This is a genomic window from Levilactobacillus brevis (genome assembly GCA_021383565.1).
GTDB classification, from domain to species: Bacteria; Bacillota; Bacilli; order Lactobacillales; family Lactobacillaceae; genus Levilactobacillus; species Levilactobacillus brevis_B.
This window is the reverse complement of sequence record CP079699.1, coordinates 491,364-506,403: the sequence shown is the minus strand read 5'-3', so window position 1 is coordinate 506,403 and position 15,040 is coordinate 491,364. Positions and strand designations below refer to the sequence as shown.

Genomic DNA, 15,040 nt, shown 5'->3' with positions numbered 1-15,040 from the left:
ATTTGACCTCCTTAATTGGTTGATTTTTTAGACGTAAACGTCACGTAAAGGATGGCGAAGATGGCCCCAAAGATGGCGTAGATCGTCATGCTGATGTCCAGCTTGGCAAAAGCCACACTCATGAAGTAAGCCAGGAAGAAGAATGGTAAGAGTTGTTTCTTCCCAATAACTTGCATGATCACGGCGATCCCTAAGGCGGCCAAACCACCACCGACACTGTTCAGCACGTGAATTAACGTCCCGTGTTCGATGTTGGCGACTAATCCAGAAATAACTGGTGCTCCAAAGTACAGAGCGATAAACATCAGTGGAATAAACAACGCAAAGGAAATCAAGGTTGGAATCCCCATAATGGCGAATCCTAATCCCCGTGCGTTCCCTTCTCGCGCGTATTTATCCATTGGCTTCAACGCGAAGGTGTTGAGGAAGAATCTGAATTGATAGAGGTAGCTTCCGAGTAATCCCACGGGCACCGCAATGGCAATGGCCCCTTGAGGACTCATATGGCCAAGCAACGCAACGGGCACCGCAATCGCCGTCGCGATACATGGTTCGGCGGGTAAGGCCCCGCCTGGTGCAACGAATCCCATGTAAACTAATTGGATGGCAGCGGTTACAATCATTGCTTGTTTAATATCACCCATGATAAAACCAACCATCATCCCCGTCATCAACGGACTAAACCGCATCGTCAGGGTTGAGAAACCTAAGATTCGTGATTCTACCAAAGCGACCCAAAGTGCAATGAGCAACGCCTGCCAGATAGATAACGTCACATGCATTATAAATGCCTCCCTAAAATAAAAGATATAATGGCTACAAGAGATAATCATTCTTACCGATCCGGTAAAAACATCTGTCTCCATTATAAATGAAATCGGTTTCATTACAACCTTGAATATGTGCTTTTTTTCGAATACAATGGAGCCAAACCATATTGGGGGTAAAATAGCATGACCGAAATCACGATTTACGTTGTTCGCCATGGCGAAACCTTACTGAACTCTTTCGATCGGATGCAGGGCTGGGTGGATTCCGAGTTAACTGCCAAGGGCCGGCAACAAGCCCTGACCACGGGCCAACACCTACGTGACATTCCTTTCGACTACGTCTGTTCGTCCGATCTCGACCGCGCCATCCAGACGCGCGACCTCATCTTGTCGCAGTTGGCCACGCAACCACAGATTATTACGCCGAACAAAACCTTCCGCGAAGTCTTCTTCGGTTATTATGAAGGTTTAAATGCCCCGGCTACCTGGCGTGAAGTCGCCCAGGCCAGCGGTTACGGCGGCCAAGAAGACCTCATCAGCCACTTCGGCTTTCCCAAGACTCGGCAAATGATGCACGACGCCGATCCCGCCAAGATGGCCGAGACGTATGACCAAGTAATTGCCCGCTGGCATCACGGCTTCGAGGTCCTCCACGACGTCTGCCCCGACCAGGCGACCGTCCTTCTGATCACGCACGGCACTTTCATTCGGACGCTGGCGGATTCCCAGGGTATCGACATCGTCGGCAACTTCCCGGGCAATGGGAGCATTTCCATCGTCAAGGAAACCAATGACACCATTAACTTGGTTCGCTATAATCAGACTATCGGGTAATAAGTTGTATCTGTGGCATCACTTGTCGCCTTACCGTTCGCCAAATTTGATCTGGAACGCGGTGGGCAGGACGGGAAAAGCCAAAGAGCTGTCTTTTCCCTCGCTTTGAGCCGGTAACCCACGTCTCAAAGTCGCCATTTTTCAAGCAAATCACTTGAAAAATCCCACGGCTGAGACCAAATTTGACTCACTCACGGCTACGACAGATGTCACCAACTACCTTGAATGAACGTTGCTATTTCAACGATGTAGCAACATACTCAGTGTTTTCCGGAGATAGGTCAGAACCAATGACCACAGTCGCAATAGCACCAGAATTTCTGACCGTTGCAGTACCAATTCATAGCTTTAACCCTCACCAGTTGGAAACAAGGCAATATTGTTGAACCTGTAACGTTCAGATTCCCAGTAAAAAAATGGAGATAGACACATGAACTCAGAGCTTTTGCAGACCTTTTTAAAAATTGTAGAGTACCGGCAGATCTCTCAGGCTGCAGATTCTCTCTATATTACGCAAGCCGCCGTAAGTAACCGGTTACATCGGATGGAAAGCTTGCTGGGTGTTAAGCTCATCAACCGGGTCAAGGGGAATAATACGATCTCTTTGACGCGCTATGGTGAACGCCTTGTACCAATTGCCCGACAATGGATTCAGCTTAATGACCAAGTCGATAGCCTCAAGGAGATGGGCGACTACCACGTCTTGAACGTGGCTACTTCCCTGGATATTAATACGGCTATTCTTTCCGAGATTGCACCCACCACGTTGATCGATGACTCGCTGTTACGATTTAACATTCAAACCACTGACGACTTGAATATTTACGACCTGATTGATAACGATCTGGCCGACATCGGCTTTTCCTTCGTCGAGTCCACCCGTCATAAGATTGAGACCCGTAAGATTGGTCAGGAGCGCCTCGTCCTGGTGACCAAACCGACCAGCGCCTACCCGGACTTTGTCGGCACGACCATGCTATCACGCTACGATGAGATCATGATTCCCTACAACGATAGCTATCGGAAGTGGCACATGCTGTGCTGGGAGGACAAGATTCCCCCTTTCGTGCGGTTGGACGCCAGCCTTCCCGTGCCGCAATACTTAGTCAACGACCGCAACTGGGCGTTGATTCCCGAATCCATGGCCCGCTTCTTTCTCAAACACGGTCAGCCGTTGCGCGTGCTTCATTTGTTGGAAAAACCACCCGTGTTACCCTTGGTTGCGGTCAACCGACCGCAACGCATCAACGCCCCGGAAGCTAAGAAGCTGGCGGTCAAGTTACAGTCGGAGCTCTTTAAACTTCAGCAACAAGACGACGACTTCCTCTAAGATGGGCCCACCTTACCACAAGTCCCCGTGAGAACCTAGTTTTCTGCCTGAACATTACAAATACGACTAGCGGCGCACTCTTAGATACCGGGTGCGCCGCTATTTTGGTAAAAAAAACGACCACGCCATCAGCATCGTCGTTGTCTAAACTATTTAGTTTCACTATCACTGGTGGTGTCATCACTATCCGAGCTGTCTTCAGCGGCATCACTGTCATCTGCGGACTTCTCATCGGGTAAATCGGCCACTTGGTCACTGCTGAGGACGATATCATCGGCCGGTTCATCGTTGACGTCATCGGGCACCGTCTTCCAAGCCGGCGCGTCACTCTTGGCTTCTAACTTATCGTTCAGCGCTTCCTTGAAATCATCGGCGGCGTCCGCAGCATAGAAGGCATAATCAACGGCACGATCCTTGAACGCATTGTAACGGTCCCGGGCGGCATCCTTCAATGCTTCACGTTGTTCCAAGTCCAGGGCGTGATAGGCTGCGAATGCGGCCCCACCAACCAATAATCCTGCTAATAACTTGTGTTTTGCCATATTTATGACTCCCTTTCCGTGATTAGTCCTTATTCTTGTGATTTCTGTAGAGATCAAAGGCCGTCTTGCCAACCTTAGCGGCTAGCGACGTCTTGGCCGTCTGTTTCGCCGTATCGGTGACCCGATCCGTCAGATTACGGGTGGCCGTATTCAAATCGGAGACGCTTTCACCCAAATCCGCAGCAGCCTGGAAGACTGGATCGATGGTAGCGACTTTCTGGTTGACGTCCTCCAATAACTCATTTGCGTTGGCCATGATATTTTCAGCCTGATGACTAATCACATCTAAATCAGACGTCATCGTCTTCACCGACTTATTCACTTCACCCAACGTTTTATTCATCTTGACTAAGAACATACCAATGAAGAGGACCAGAATCAAAAACGCAATCGCTGCGATCAGGCCCGCTACTTGTCCACCGGTCATGACAACCCCTCCTTGTACTCAGTTACTTACCAATAGAATAGCATTCTCAGGGGTTCGGTGCAATTAAAACCCCAAATCTCGGTGGCTTTTCTCGCCTAAAGCTGGGCGACCATTGAAAAATCTGCTAAACTAGACAGTAAACTCACTAGAATTACGGCGCCCAATTACTGGTAGACCGCCATTCTAGTTCTTAAAGGAGACGCGTTTCTTGACGGATTTAGTTGCCACCACGGCCACTTCTTCCAAGTGGTTTCAGAACTATGTCAGTTCTTTCGACTGGGAGAAGTTTGGTCATTTAATTACAAGTCGTTTTCTCTCCCTCCTCTTCTTGACGGTCTTATTCTTTGCCATCAATGTGGTGGGAAAATTTATTTTACGGCGCAGTTTCAAACGGTATCTGGTCCCCAAATCTGGGCCCAGTAACCGGCTACAGACAATTAGCATGCTCACCATGAACCTCTTTCACTACACCATCCTATTCTTCTGGATTTATGCCATTCTCTCAACATTGGGCGTGCCAGTGGGAACCCTGATTGCCGGTGCCGGAATCTTTAGTTTAGCCTTAGGACTCGGTGCACAGGGCTTCGTCAGTGACCTGGTCACCGGGATCTCAATCCTGCTGGAACAACAACTCGATGTCGGCGATGTTGTTCAGATTGGCACCATTGAGGGTACCGTGACGTCGATCGGCCTGCGCACCACGCAGGTCACCAGTGCGGACGGGACATTAAATTTCATCCCCAACCGGAACATCACGATTGTCTCTAATCGGTCGCGTAACAACATGCACGCACTGATTAACATCCCCATCGCCCCGACCACGCCGGTAGAAAAATTGCCCGAAATTATCCAAAGCGTCAACGAAAAGTTGTTGCCGCAACACCCCAGCGTGATTGGCGAACCGATGATTACTGGGGTCGTGACGCTACCGCCCAACGAGTTGGTCTTCCAAGTCGGGCTGACCTGCAAGAGTGGCAACCAATTCACCCTGCAAGCGACCTTCCTGACGGCCTACCTCAAGGCGATCCGGCAGGCGGGCATCCAACTGCCGACCCACGCCACGATGCCGACGGCGAAATAGGGGTTGCGCGCTATTTGCCGAGTTATTGGGTGGGACGACTTGGGAGATTTGTGTACTTTGCAAAGCTTCCAAGCGAGGTGAAAGCCCGCCCTTCGGCTGGAACCGGTCCCCACAGCAGGCGGAATTGCTGGCAGTCGCGGGCGTTGGTTTAGCCAACCTCTGACAGGCGACCAGCTCCGCGGATACACAAGTCATCATCTGGCATAAGAAAACAGCGTCTGAATCCCAACTTAAAGGGATTCAGACGCTGTTTTTAGGCCAAGACCAGACCGTTGCGACCATCACTGTTCGTGGTCAGCCACCGGCTCCTTGGCCGTGACATCATAGTATTTGTGGAGATTGTGGGCCAGAAAATTAATCCGCTTCAACAATTCTCGCCGCGTGATGATTCCCTGGAAAACTTTTTGGTCATCCACCAGCGGAATAAACGGCTCGTCCACTAAGTAATTTAAAATCGTCTCTAACTTGGTCGGATCATTCACCCACCGGTTCACCGGCAGCATGGCATCCGCCACGGTATAGCGGCTCAGCTGTTCCACCGCGGCTCCGGGCACGTGCAACAAGTATTCCGAAATGGCAGCCAGCGAAATCATCCCCTGCAGCCGGTCATCCGGCGTTAAAACCGGAATTCGGCTGTAGCCGACCTTCGAGAGGACCATAAAGGCGTGTTCCAAAGTATTGGTTGCCGTCACGTTGGCCACCACGTCCGCCGAAATCACGTAACTCTTGGGATCTTTAAGTAACATCTGCTCAACGGCTGGATCAATCATGCCTTAGTTCATCCTTTCTGCGTCTCTGAGCGGGCAAATGTGAACTCTAACTCCGGCACGGGCTGCCCGTCCCGCGTCACGTACTGGACACCCCACTGATCGGCTGTCACCGTAATCACGGCGCAGGTACCGCCTAACCGCTGGAACTCGCCCCGCGGCTGACTAATACTACCGGGATTGACGAACAGGTGCCCGCCCACCACTTCTGCGGTGAGTTGATGCGTGTGCCCGTAAAAGACAGCCTCGGCCTGCGCGGCATCTGCCCGCAATTTCAGCTGGGTCAAATCCCAGTTCACGCGGTCGTGATGGCCGTGAGTCAGCAGAACCTGACAGCCGTCAACGCACGGCGTCAGCACCTGAGGCAACGTCGATGCAAAATCCATATTGCCTTGCACCGCGTATACGCCGTTGAACCACGGATCGTCCGCGGCCATCTCGGAATCACCGCAGTGAAAAATGACATCCGGCTTAAGCTGTTGCCGCAATCGCTGTAGAATTTCACGGTCACCGTGATTATCGCTGATGACTAACCATCGACTCATGTTAGGCCTCCCACCAGGCGTCAAACTGCGGTAACATAGCTGCCGTAGCTTTCGCCCTATGACTGTGTTGGTTCTTCGTCGCCAAGCCCATCTCGGCAAACGTCTGACCCTCGGCCGGTACGTAGAACAACGGGTCGTATCCGAAGCCATCGTGCCCCCGTGGTGCCGCCAGGATTTCGCCACGAACTTCACCGGTCGCCACGAGTTTCTTGCCATCGGGCTTAATCAGGACCAGTGAGGTGTGAAAGGCCGCCCCACGCTTAGCCGCCGGGACGCCTGCCAGATTTGCCAGTAACTTCGCATTATTCTTCGCGTCGTCATGGTCTCCCGCGTACCGGGCCGAATAGATGCCCGGTTCACCGTTCAGGGCATCGACCATTAGGCCAGAATCATCCGCTAACACCGGGAGTTGGGTCTCCTGCGCGACCGCTGTGGCCTTGAGTGTAGCGTTCTCGGTAAAAGTCTTGCCGGTCTCCGCCACCTGCTTCAGGTTCGGAAAATCGGCGAGTGTCTTAACGATCAAGCCCTTCGGCTCAAAGATTGCACGAAACTCGCGCGCCTTGCCGGCATTCTTCGTGGCGATGACAATTGTGTTTTCCATTTATTATTCAACCTCCGTGGCTTGGGTCAACGCTGCAATGGGGAGATGTTGCGCTCGAACTGGTGTCTCCTCTAACCAATTATCGGCTAATTTATCAAAACGGTCAACATCGCCCGTCGTATAATAGACGCCCTGCGGATGACGGACACCGCTCGGATTAGCGAGGTTCCAATAATCCAAGAGCGAGGTTGCCATCTTGGCCGTGGCTGTTCCGGGATCGACCAACGTGACGTTGGTCCCCATGACCGTCTGAATCAGTGGTCGTAATAATGGGAAATGCGTGCACCCCATGACCAACGTATCAATTCCCTTATCCAGCAGCGGGGCTAACCCGGCCCGGACAACCGCCTGTGCGTGATCCGACGTCAAATCGTTGGCCTCAACTAAATCCACAAAATTCTGACACGCGAGACTAAAGACCTGATTATTTGGGTCTTTGGCCAAGATGGTTTGCCGATACTGATCGCTCTTAATCGTCCCGGTGGTGGCAATCACCCCAATCCGGTGATTCTGCGTGGCCTGCACGGCTGACCGTGCGCCGGGGGCAATCACGCCCACAACCGGAATCGTTAGTTCTTGTTGCATGGTCGTTAAGGCCGCTGCCGTCGCCGTGTTGCAGGCGATAATCAACATTTTAATATCGGCCTGTTGCCGTAAGAACGCCGCAATCTGCCGCGTAAATCCCGTGACCTCCGTCGCGTCACGGGGTCCATAAGGCAACCGCGCCTGATCCCCCAGAAAAACTGTCTTTTCGGTAGGCAGTAACCGCTGAACCTCTTTTAATACCGTTAAGCCGCCGACTCCTGAATCCATTAACCCAATTGGACTGTTTTGCATGAATCAACGCTCCTCTCGATTACTTGAAACTATATTATCGCCTTTTTATGAAGCGGATTCAAGTTTCTTGCCAGAAAATCCCGACCGCTGATAAAAAAAGCCTTAAATTTCCGGTGAATCCAATGTCGTCAATTTTTTAGGGTGACGAATTTACAATTGAAGTGCAACAAGTAAGAAGATAAAAAAGGAACTCATAGCCTGAGTCCTGTAAAATGAAGTCACCACAACAATCATTTAAAGGAGATTTTAGGCTATGAGTTCGTACAAACATCTTACCTTAAAAGACCGAGAATGCATACTGTTAGGCGTCACTTTAAACGATAGCTATCAAGTTATTGCGGAGAAAATTGGCTGTTCTAAAGCCACTGTATCACGTGAAGTTACACGCAATGGCGGTCGTGATGCATACTCAGCTGTCAAAGCACAAGAGAGCTACCAAAGGCGCCGACTGAAGAGCCGCCGTCCTAGACTCCTAACTGACCTGAAATTACGAGATTTTGTCCTTCGCTGCATCGTTCAATACCAATGGTCTCCCGAACAAATCTCAGGGCGTTTACTTCACGAAAATAGTGGATGGCGAATTAGTTACAACACCATTTATCGCGGAATTGAACGTGATAATTTGGGAATTAAACGTAAGAGTCGTGGCGCTCGTGGTTTTGCCCGTAAACTCCGCCATCGTGGCAAAACTCGCAAGGTCAAAGGAACAATCAATGAACGACGGGGGCGGTTTAATGATGTTCCTTCAGTCCATGAGCGGCCAGTGTCGTGTGATAACCGGAGCTGGTTTGGCCATTGGGAAGGTGACACCGTTCGAGGTAAGACTGGACGTTCAGCTTTAGTTACGTTGGTGGACCGTAAATCACGTTACTTACTATCTCAACGAGTTTCCAAAGTAAACGCCAAGAACGTTACACAAGCTATGATTGACTTATTGCATACTGTGACGCCCAAACGAGTTCGTACGCTTACGCCGGATCGTGGGACTGAATTCGCAAGATATCGTGAAATTAGTCAAGAGCTAGGTATTCCGGTCTATTTTCCAGATCCACACGCACCACAGCAACGGGGAACTAACGAGAATACAAATGGTCTTATTCGTGAGTATTTCCCAAAAGGAACTGCTTTAGATCAACTCACTGACCAAGATATCTGTCAGTTCATTGAAACATTAAATAACCGACCACGTAAGGTCTTAGGCTGGAAGAGTCCATCAGAAATTTTCTTTGGAATAAAGTTGCGCTTGACTTGACAATTCGTCGTATAATAAAAAGAGACTATAATTCGGATAAAGGAGCCAACTATTTTGAAAAACTTATACCAGACCGTCATGAACGATGCTGCGGGGGCCCCGTATCTGCCCCAAATGATCCTTCGTGACGCCCTCATTCCAGAATTACTCGGTGAGGACAAGGGAGACATTGGCTATTGGGCCGGCAAGTCGCTCGCCCGGCGCTTCCCCATTGGTAACCCCACCGATGCCGCGATCTTCTTCAACCAGGTTGGCTTTGGGACGCTGACACTGGAGAAGCAGACGGCCCAGATGACTCAGTGGCAGCTTAGCGGTGATCCCGTGCGTCTGCGGCTCAAGGTCGAAGGCCCAACCGATTTCACCTTGGAAGCCGGCTTTCTCGCCGAAATGATGGCCCAGCAACTCGGTGTCGTTACCGAAGCGGAGTTGGTGGATACCAGCCGGAAGCTCAAGGATCGTGCCGTTACCTTTGCTGTCTATACGGACCCCGACGACATCATCCCCGAATACGATGCTCCTCAGCCCCTTGACCTGGTCAAGCCAGCTGAAACGCCCACTGATTCTGCCAAATAGGTCTCGACCGCGAACTAGGCGTGGTTGGCCGACGTATGACAGCTTAATTTAATAACTCAGTTAGACAAAACGACTGCCGCGGATTTTCCGTAGCAGTCGTTTTTAGGTAGAATTGAGGACCCACTACCCAGCAATGCCAAAAGAGTCACTACTAATGTAATGACTCTTCAGCAATCTATTCTAACTGATCTACTTCACAAACGTGCGGCTGGCCGTAATGTATCCTCCGGAAACCTTATAGTGGCGAATACCATTATTTGAATAATCCCAACCCTCAATTTTAAGCACAGTTTTCGCGGCGATATGGTGACGTTTATGTTTGAAGTTAACGTCACGATAAAGGTTGATACCATGCTTTACCGTAACCCGCTTAGGAACCATGTGTTTCCCTGTTTGAACACTTTGCTTATTGGCTGACACATACTGCTTATTAGTCAGCTGGAAGCTGTAATGACCATTTTGGTGAACGATTCGTTTCACCTTGAGAACCTGCCCTTGACGATAATGGTGCTTGGCCTTACCGGTTAGCTTACCATTGCCGTAAGCACTCAACCCGTGCGTATTGATTACAGTAATCGTCTTAGCAGCCTTACTGTATTCGGCTGGTTGAACATACTTAGCATTAGCTGTGATATAACCAGTTTTACCATAACTCTTAGACTTCTTATTCACATCTCGAACATGATAACGCAGACGACCCGCCTTAGACTTAGCCGTTCCTAAAACTTTGAACTGTGGCTGGTGCATCTGTGGTTGATGACGATAACCCAGAATCTGGTTAGACTTGGAGAAATCTGGCTTACGGTAGAGAACCATTCCTTTCACAGCAGTAACCATCGCCGGAAGTGATTGCTTATGCGGCTTTGCTGGTGTCGTTGGTTTGTTCTCACTTGAGCTGGTTGAATGGTTGTCTTCAGTTTGACTTCCAGTGTTAGCATCAGGCTGAGTGACTCCAGTGCTTCCACCTTGACCGTAATTTCCACTAGGCCCAGCTTGATCATACTTATTCGCGGTTAATTCAACGGAGTCAATCTCTTTACCGTCTGGATCTCGCGTAATAATCTTCATCTGCTTATCGTGAACTTCTGCCGTCAAGTAAACCTTTTGATGCTTATCCTTTTGTAGGTACTTCCAAGCATCGGGTTCATTAGGCAAAATATCATAGGTCTTATCACCCGTGTGTCCTGCAGCCAAGTAGGTTGTTCCCTTAGTTTGGCTCTCCTTGTAATTAAAGAGTTTACGTGTTCGACCATAAGAGTGATCATGTCCACTGAAGACGACATCGATACCTAACTCATCACAAACTGGTGGCAACATCTTGTGGAACATCGTTGACTCTGAATCGGCAGGGTTTTTGTTATAAGGCGGTTGATGAGTTGCAACAATCTTCCAAGTCTTATTAGAAGAGCGCATATCCTTACGTAACCAATCCAATTCCTGCTTCATTTCATCAGCATTGTTAGTCCATCCCAGCGAAGCAATGTGCATATTACCATAGTCCACCGAGAAAGTTCCCTTCCGGTTAACCGGTGCGCCATTATGGCTGGGTGTTCCTAACATTGCCGTTGCCTTGCTACCATCATCCCCCATGTATTCATGATTTCCTAGAACGTGAATCATATCTAAAGAGTCGTAAATTGGATGATTATCAAACATCTGTGAGGTGATATCGGCTTCGTTAAAGACAGCTTGATCGTCATTGAAATCACCAACATGTAGAGCAAAGTCAGGCCGATGCTCCTGTGTTTCCAACCGCTCAATAATCTTGTTAAAGTCATCTAGCTCTGACGTTTTACCGACTTGCGTATCGCCAAAGATATTAAACGTCAGATTTTTACTATCCGTCAACGTCTTGAATTGTCGGGTTTCTGACCACTTCTCGCCGTTTCCAACACGATAAGTATATTCAGTGCCCGGCTTCAAGCCCTTGGCCGTCACACTATTAACACGAATGGCCTTGCTATCACTAACATAGGTGAAAGTTTTCTGTTCACCCTTATAATCCGTGAAAGCCGCATCTTTCTTATCCTTGTAGTCTTTAGTCGGTGCCACCTGCATAATCGCTGCTTGTTTACCCGCAATTGGATTTGTAAACCAAGTAATCGTCTTTTGCGTCATCGGGTCTTGCGTTGATCCCGCTAACAAGTTTGATGGTGTATCAGATTTGGCGGCATCAAAGGCCTGTGCATGCGTCGGGAAGTTACTGCTAGTCCCTTTCTTGACAAACAGTATAAATTTCCCGGAAGCGGCCGTTAATTTGTCACTCTGAAGATGTCCTTGGGAATCAGTCTTACCCACTTCAACTGTCTCACTGGTCCCCCTTTTCATCGTAATGACCGCGTCACTGACTGGCTTATTCTGATCATCCGTCACCGTTAACTCACCCGGCTTCGTAACGATCATCTGCCCCAACTTCACTCGATAATCGGCTTCAACCTTGATGTTCATAGGCTTAGACGCAAATGAACTGAGCATATCAGCGTTCTCGACATTCGCAAATTCAGCCGTCCCTCGGGTTAATTGCAAATTAAGTTTGGCGTCCGCTTCAGTTCCATTGGGAACATCCACGACAACATGGGCCAGCACGTTTGCCGCGGCCTTCGTACTTACTCCACCATTGTCCTTAATGTGTAGCTTTAAGATGCCAGTGTTTTTATCATAATCATAGGTATTGTCCTTAGAATCCTTGGCAAAATCAACCTTCTTAACTGGGAAGCCTTTACCAATATTAATCGTGAACTCACCCGATTTGATATTAGTTAATTTCTCAGCGACCAAATTAAATTCGGCCGTACTTCCCAGCTTTACTGACTTATTTTGAAGCTCCAAACGAATTCCCGTCTGGTTATTTGCCTGAATATCAAAGTAGGCCTCCTTATCCGTTCGATTGCCGAACTTATCATAAACGACCACCTTCACATGATGAGTTCCGTTAGCGTATTGATAACCCTTTAACGTAAAGGTACCATCCGGATCGAAGGTATACTTGCTACTGTCATTCGTCAGATCCTGACCATCAACATAAATCTTGTTTCTTTCCCAATCAATACCAGACATGTTTGGATCACTTTGATCGTCGTGAACTTTGGTGGTAATTGTCGGTGCATTATTCGTGAGTGTTTTCCCATCAACAGAAATGCTATCAACAATAGGACTCTTCAGGTCATCGACGTTGGCCCCATAAACTGCGCGAATATTATCGACAAAAATACTTCCTTTAGTTTGTGGCGAACCACCTTCTTGTCCCGATTTCAATGCCATCACTCGAACAACCTGTTTAGGAAAAGTTGCATATGGTCCTTGATAATCTTTCGGAATTTGTGCCTCCACATACTTCCAACCGGTCCAGTCAATTCCCGTCTTTTGATCTGTAAAATTAAGCGGTTTAGGCGTCCCTTTGCCATCATAAATCTGGCTTCTCAACCAATAACCTTGAGACTCTGGCGTTGCATAGACCCACATTCCAATAGCAGTTGGAGCCCCCGGAATTTCCTTTTTAGTCTCTGGCCCTGCATAAGCACCTAGAGTTGTTCCCTTTTGACCAGTTGTAAAATCAAATTTAACTTCCATGGCATGGTCCCCAAAACGAACTTGGCCATTCTCTGGACTTGCGAGGCCTAGGCTATTTTGCTCTCCCCGACCAGAATCACTAACTTTCCAATCATCCAATCCTTTTTCAAAATCATACAGTACAACCGGTAACTGGCCAATTTCAACATCTATGGATTCCGAAGTATTCGTACCGGCAATGGTTGCTGTAATCGTCCCCTTGGCATGCTTGCTAGCTGTATGTAGCTGCCCTTGAGCATCAACCGTCCCCAATTCTGCAGGTACTTTCCACTCAATATCGTGTTCTTTCAGTGTAACATCGCGACCCTTATACCGGGCCGTCATTCCTAACGAGGAAACCGAGCTCGTCTTTAAACTTATCTTTTTATTTAAAAAGGTAAGCGAATCTGGCATTGCAATCGTCACCATTGCCTTCCCCACCACTTTACCCTCGTGGATCAGCTTAGCCGTCACATCGCCGCTCTTACCGTTCGACTTAAAGGTTCCAGTCTTAGCATCAATCTCACCCAGTTGATTATCTTCTAACGACCAACTGACATTAGCGGGCAATTCTGCGTTGTAGCCAGCTTTATCGACACCTTTAGCACTAAAATTGATCGTTGATTTTGGTGTATACACACTATCCTTAGGCGATACTTGTGCCCGATCAAAGCTATGGTCAGATTTCTCAGTCGTTGTAATTAACCAACTATTAGACACCTTACGTTCCTTACCATCAGAGGGCTTATTTTTTAAGCTCAGTCCCTCATCACCGGGCGTTCGCGAGAGATAGGTTGTTGAACCACCACCATCAAGATTCAGTGCATCAACGGCTCCCTGATCTTTCATCGTTTCTGCTAGTTCTGCCGTGGTCATCCCATTCGAGTAAGGTGACTGTTTGCCATCAACGGTGACAAAGAAAACTGTGCCATCTTTACGGATTCCCACAGCACTACGCGCAGCAAAATCATCACCATATTGATGAATATCCGTTTGAACAACACCTTGCTTCACGAGGATACCTAAACCACCTAGTGCTTGGCTCAAATCGCCCTTCACTGCATCATACTGCCCCTGATCACCAATTATTGGGTCGCCATTCTTCTTAACTCCAAAGAAGGCTTCACCACTATCGGCCTTTGCTGCATGAATTTCGACACCATCTTTCACCACATTTCCAGATGGCTCGCCACTTCCCATGTTAAAGAAATCCGCATTGAGTCCGGCAACAACTTGATGGCCATGCTTAATCGCAGCATTTGCTTCATCGCGAACCGTTTGCAGGCCAAAGCCTTTCTCATCGTCCAGTGTTCCAGCATACAATCCCGTTGTCTTATTCTTCAAGTCAACCGAAACGGTGTTCATCACCGTTCGATCGCCAATGGTATTTTTGTAAGTCACTTTCTTTTCATCGATTCCTGAAGCCAGCTGATTTTCAGTATGCTCAATGGTACTCTGGGCCACATTCACAGCTTTAGTTTCTTTAGCCCCCGTCTTAGCTTTCGCGGCTAATTGGCTGGCTAGAACCTGATGGGTCATACTAGTTTGCGCATGCGCCACAGGCGTTAATAATGGCATCAGTACCAGCGCCGTTGCGAGTGTCGCTCGTAATTGTCTTCTTCGGGTAGTCATCAATCTCAAATTCCTTTCCAGATTCTTTGCAATTAATCATTAGCCATTTTGACGATCTGTTTTCAGAAAAGTAAAATAGCACATTGCAAAGTTTACCTGAACTTTCATTCGATTTGGGCAACTACACCAACCCTGTACACGATGTCTACACAACCTTTACGTATTTATAAATATGCCTATATCACAGCGCTTACAGTAACTGCATTCATAAATTTATTTTTCAAATGGTCGTGGTCGTGGCGATAAATCTAAGTACTAGCGTCAAGAATTTTATGCCGTATTACATATTCATCGTAAACA

At 48.5% G+C, this 15,040-nt stretch carries 13 protein-coding genes; 5 read left to right on the top strand and 8 right to left on the bottom strand.

The window, feature by feature from the left end:
• Nucleotides 1-11: 11 nt before the first annotated feature.
• Nucleotides 12-782 (bottom strand): PTS sugar transporter subunit IIC, encoded by a 771-nt coding sequence (locus KB236_02365; GenBank protein ID UIF29622.1) that lies wholly within the window; start codon nucleotides 780-782, stop codon nucleotides 12-14.
• Nucleotides 783-953: 171 nt separating this feature from the next.
• On the opposite strand from KB236_02365, the gene KB236_02360 reads away from it, so the two are divergent.
• Nucleotides 954-1,604, top strand: coding sequence for a histidine phosphatase family protein (locus tag KB236_02360; GenBank protein ID UIF29621.1), 651 nt, complete (start codon nucleotides 954-956; stop codon nucleotides 1,602-1,604).
• A 430-nt stretch (nucleotides 1,605-2,034) separates the two neighbouring features.
• The gene (locus tag KB236_02355) at nucleotides 2,035-2,934 is read left to right on the top strand and encodes a LysR family transcriptional regulator (protein UIF29620.1); all 900 of its coding nucleotides are present in this window, start codon (nucleotides 2,035-2,037) and stop codon (nucleotides 2,932-2,934) included.
• Between the two features lie 149 nt (nucleotides 2,935-3,083).
• Here KB236_02355 and KB236_02350 read toward each other — a convergent pair whose 3' ends face one another.
• Both KB236_02350 and KB236_02345 read right to left on the bottom strand, forming a co-directional pair.
• Nucleotides 3,084-3,476, bottom strand: a complete 393-nt coding sequence (locus KB236_02350) for a hypothetical protein (GenBank protein UIF29619.1) — start codon at nucleotides 3,474-3,476, stop codon at nucleotides 3,084-3,086.
• A gap of 22 nt (nucleotides 3,477-3,498) precedes the next feature.
• Nucleotides 3,499-3,903 (bottom strand): DUF948 domain-containing protein, encoded by a 405-nt coding sequence (locus KB236_02345; protein UIF29618.1) that lies wholly within the window; start codon nucleotides 3,901-3,903, stop codon nucleotides 3,499-3,501.
• 208 nt (nucleotides 3,904-4,111) lie between these two features.
• Between KB236_02345 and KB236_02340 the strand changes: the two genes are divergently transcribed.
• Nucleotides 4,112-4,984: a mechanosensitive ion channel family protein gene (locus tag KB236_02340; GenBank protein ID UIF29617.1), complete on the top strand. Its 873-nt coding sequence runs from the start codon at nucleotides 4,112-4,114 to the stop codon at nucleotides 4,982-4,984.
• Between the two features lie 281 nt (nucleotides 4,985-5,265).
• Here the strand turns inward: KB236_02340 and KB236_02335 are convergent, their stop codons facing one another.
• Genes KB236_02335 through racE form a run of 4 tightly spaced genes read right to left on the bottom strand, consistent with a single transcriptional unit; the run spans nucleotide 5,266 to nucleotide 7,734 of the window.
• Nucleotides 5,266-5,754, bottom strand: coding sequence for a CBS domain-containing protein (locus KB236_02335; protein UIF29616.1), 489 nt, complete (start codon nucleotides 5,752-5,754; stop codon nucleotides 5,266-5,268).
• An 8-nt stretch (nucleotides 5,755-5,762) separates the two neighbouring features.
• Complete coding sequence (locus tag KB236_02330; GenBank protein UIF29615.1) at nucleotides 5,763-6,296, bottom strand: metallophosphoesterase; 534 nt, start codon at nucleotides 6,294-6,296, stop codon at nucleotides 5,763-5,765.
• A gap of 1 nt (nucleotide 6,297) precedes the next feature.
• Nucleotides 6,298-6,897, bottom strand: coding sequence for an XTP/dITP diphosphatase (locus tag KB236_02325; protein ID UIF29614.1), 600 nt, complete (start codon nucleotides 6,895-6,897; stop codon nucleotides 6,298-6,300).
• Nucleotides 6,898-6,900: 3 nt separating this feature from the next.
• Complete coding sequence (gene racE, locus KB236_02320; protein ID UIF29613.1) at nucleotides 6,901-7,734, bottom strand: glutamate racemase; 834 nt, start codon at nucleotides 7,732-7,734, stop codon at nucleotides 6,901-6,903.
• A 253-nt stretch (nucleotides 7,735-7,987) separates the two neighbouring features.
• Between racE and KB236_02315 the strand changes: the two genes are divergently transcribed.
• On the top strand, nucleotides 7,988-8,986 hold the full coding sequence (locus KB236_02315) for an IS30 family transposase (protein ID UIF29612.1): 999 nt from the start codon (nucleotides 7,988-7,990) through the stop codon (nucleotides 8,984-8,986).
• 54 nt (nucleotides 8,987-9,040) lie between these two features.
• A complete protein-coding gene (locus tag KB236_02310) occupies nucleotides 9,041-9,559 on the top strand; it encodes a YslB family protein (GenBank protein UIF29611.1) in 519 nt (172 codons plus the stop codon).
• A gap of 189 nt (nucleotides 9,560-9,748) precedes the next feature.
• On the opposite strand, the gene KB236_02305 is transcribed toward KB236_02310, so the two are convergent.
• Nucleotides 9,749-14,740: a phosphodiester glycosidase family protein gene (locus KB236_02305; GenBank protein UIF29610.1), complete on the bottom strand. Its 4,992-nt coding sequence runs from the start codon at nucleotides 14,738-14,740 to the stop codon at nucleotides 9,749-9,751.
• Nucleotides 14,741-15,040: the final 300 nt, after the last annotated feature.

Excerpts from the sequence above, each read along its gene's own strand:
- KB236_02365 (UIF29622.1), bottom strand. The coding sequence starts at position 782 with ATGCATGTGACGTTATCTATCTGGCAGGCGTTGCTCATTGCACTTTGG.
- KB236_02360 (UIF29621.1), top strand. The coding sequence starts at position 954 with ATGACCGAAATCACGATTTACGTTGTTCGCCATGGCGAAACCTTACTG.
- KB236_02355 (UIF29620.1), top strand. The coding sequence starts at position 2,035 with ATGAACTCAGAGCTTTTGCAGACCTTTTTAAAAATTGTAGAGTACCGG.
- KB236_02350 (UIF29619.1), bottom strand. The coding sequence starts at position 3,476 with ATGGCAAAACACAAGTTATTAGCAGGATTATTGGTTGGTGGGGCCGCA.
- KB236_02345 (UIF29618.1), bottom strand. The coding sequence starts at position 3,903 with ATGACCGGTGGACAAGTAGCGGGCCTGATCGCAGCGATTGCGTTTTTG.
- KB236_02335 (UIF29616.1), bottom strand. The coding sequence starts at position 5,754 with ATGATTGATCCAGCCGTTGAGCAGATGTTACTTAAAGATCCCAAGAGT.
- KB236_02330 (UIF29615.1), bottom strand. The coding sequence starts at position 6,296 with ATGAGTCGATGGTTAGTCATCAGCGATAATCACGGTGACCGTGAAATT.
- KB236_02325 (UIF29614.1), bottom strand. The coding sequence starts at position 6,897 with ATGGAAAACACAATTGTCATCGCCACGAAGAATGCCGGCAAGGCGCGC.
- racE (UIF29613.1), bottom strand. The coding sequence starts at position 7,734 with ATGCAAAACAGTCCAATTGGGTTAATGGATTCAGGAGTCGGCGGCTTA.
- KB236_02315 (UIF29612.1), top strand. The coding sequence starts at position 7,988 with ATGAGTTCGTACAAACATCTTACCTTAAAAGACCGAGAATGCATACTG.
- KB236_02305 (UIF29610.1), bottom strand. The coding sequence starts at position 14,740 with ATGACTACCCGAAGAAGACAATTACGAGCGACACTCGCAACGGCGCTG.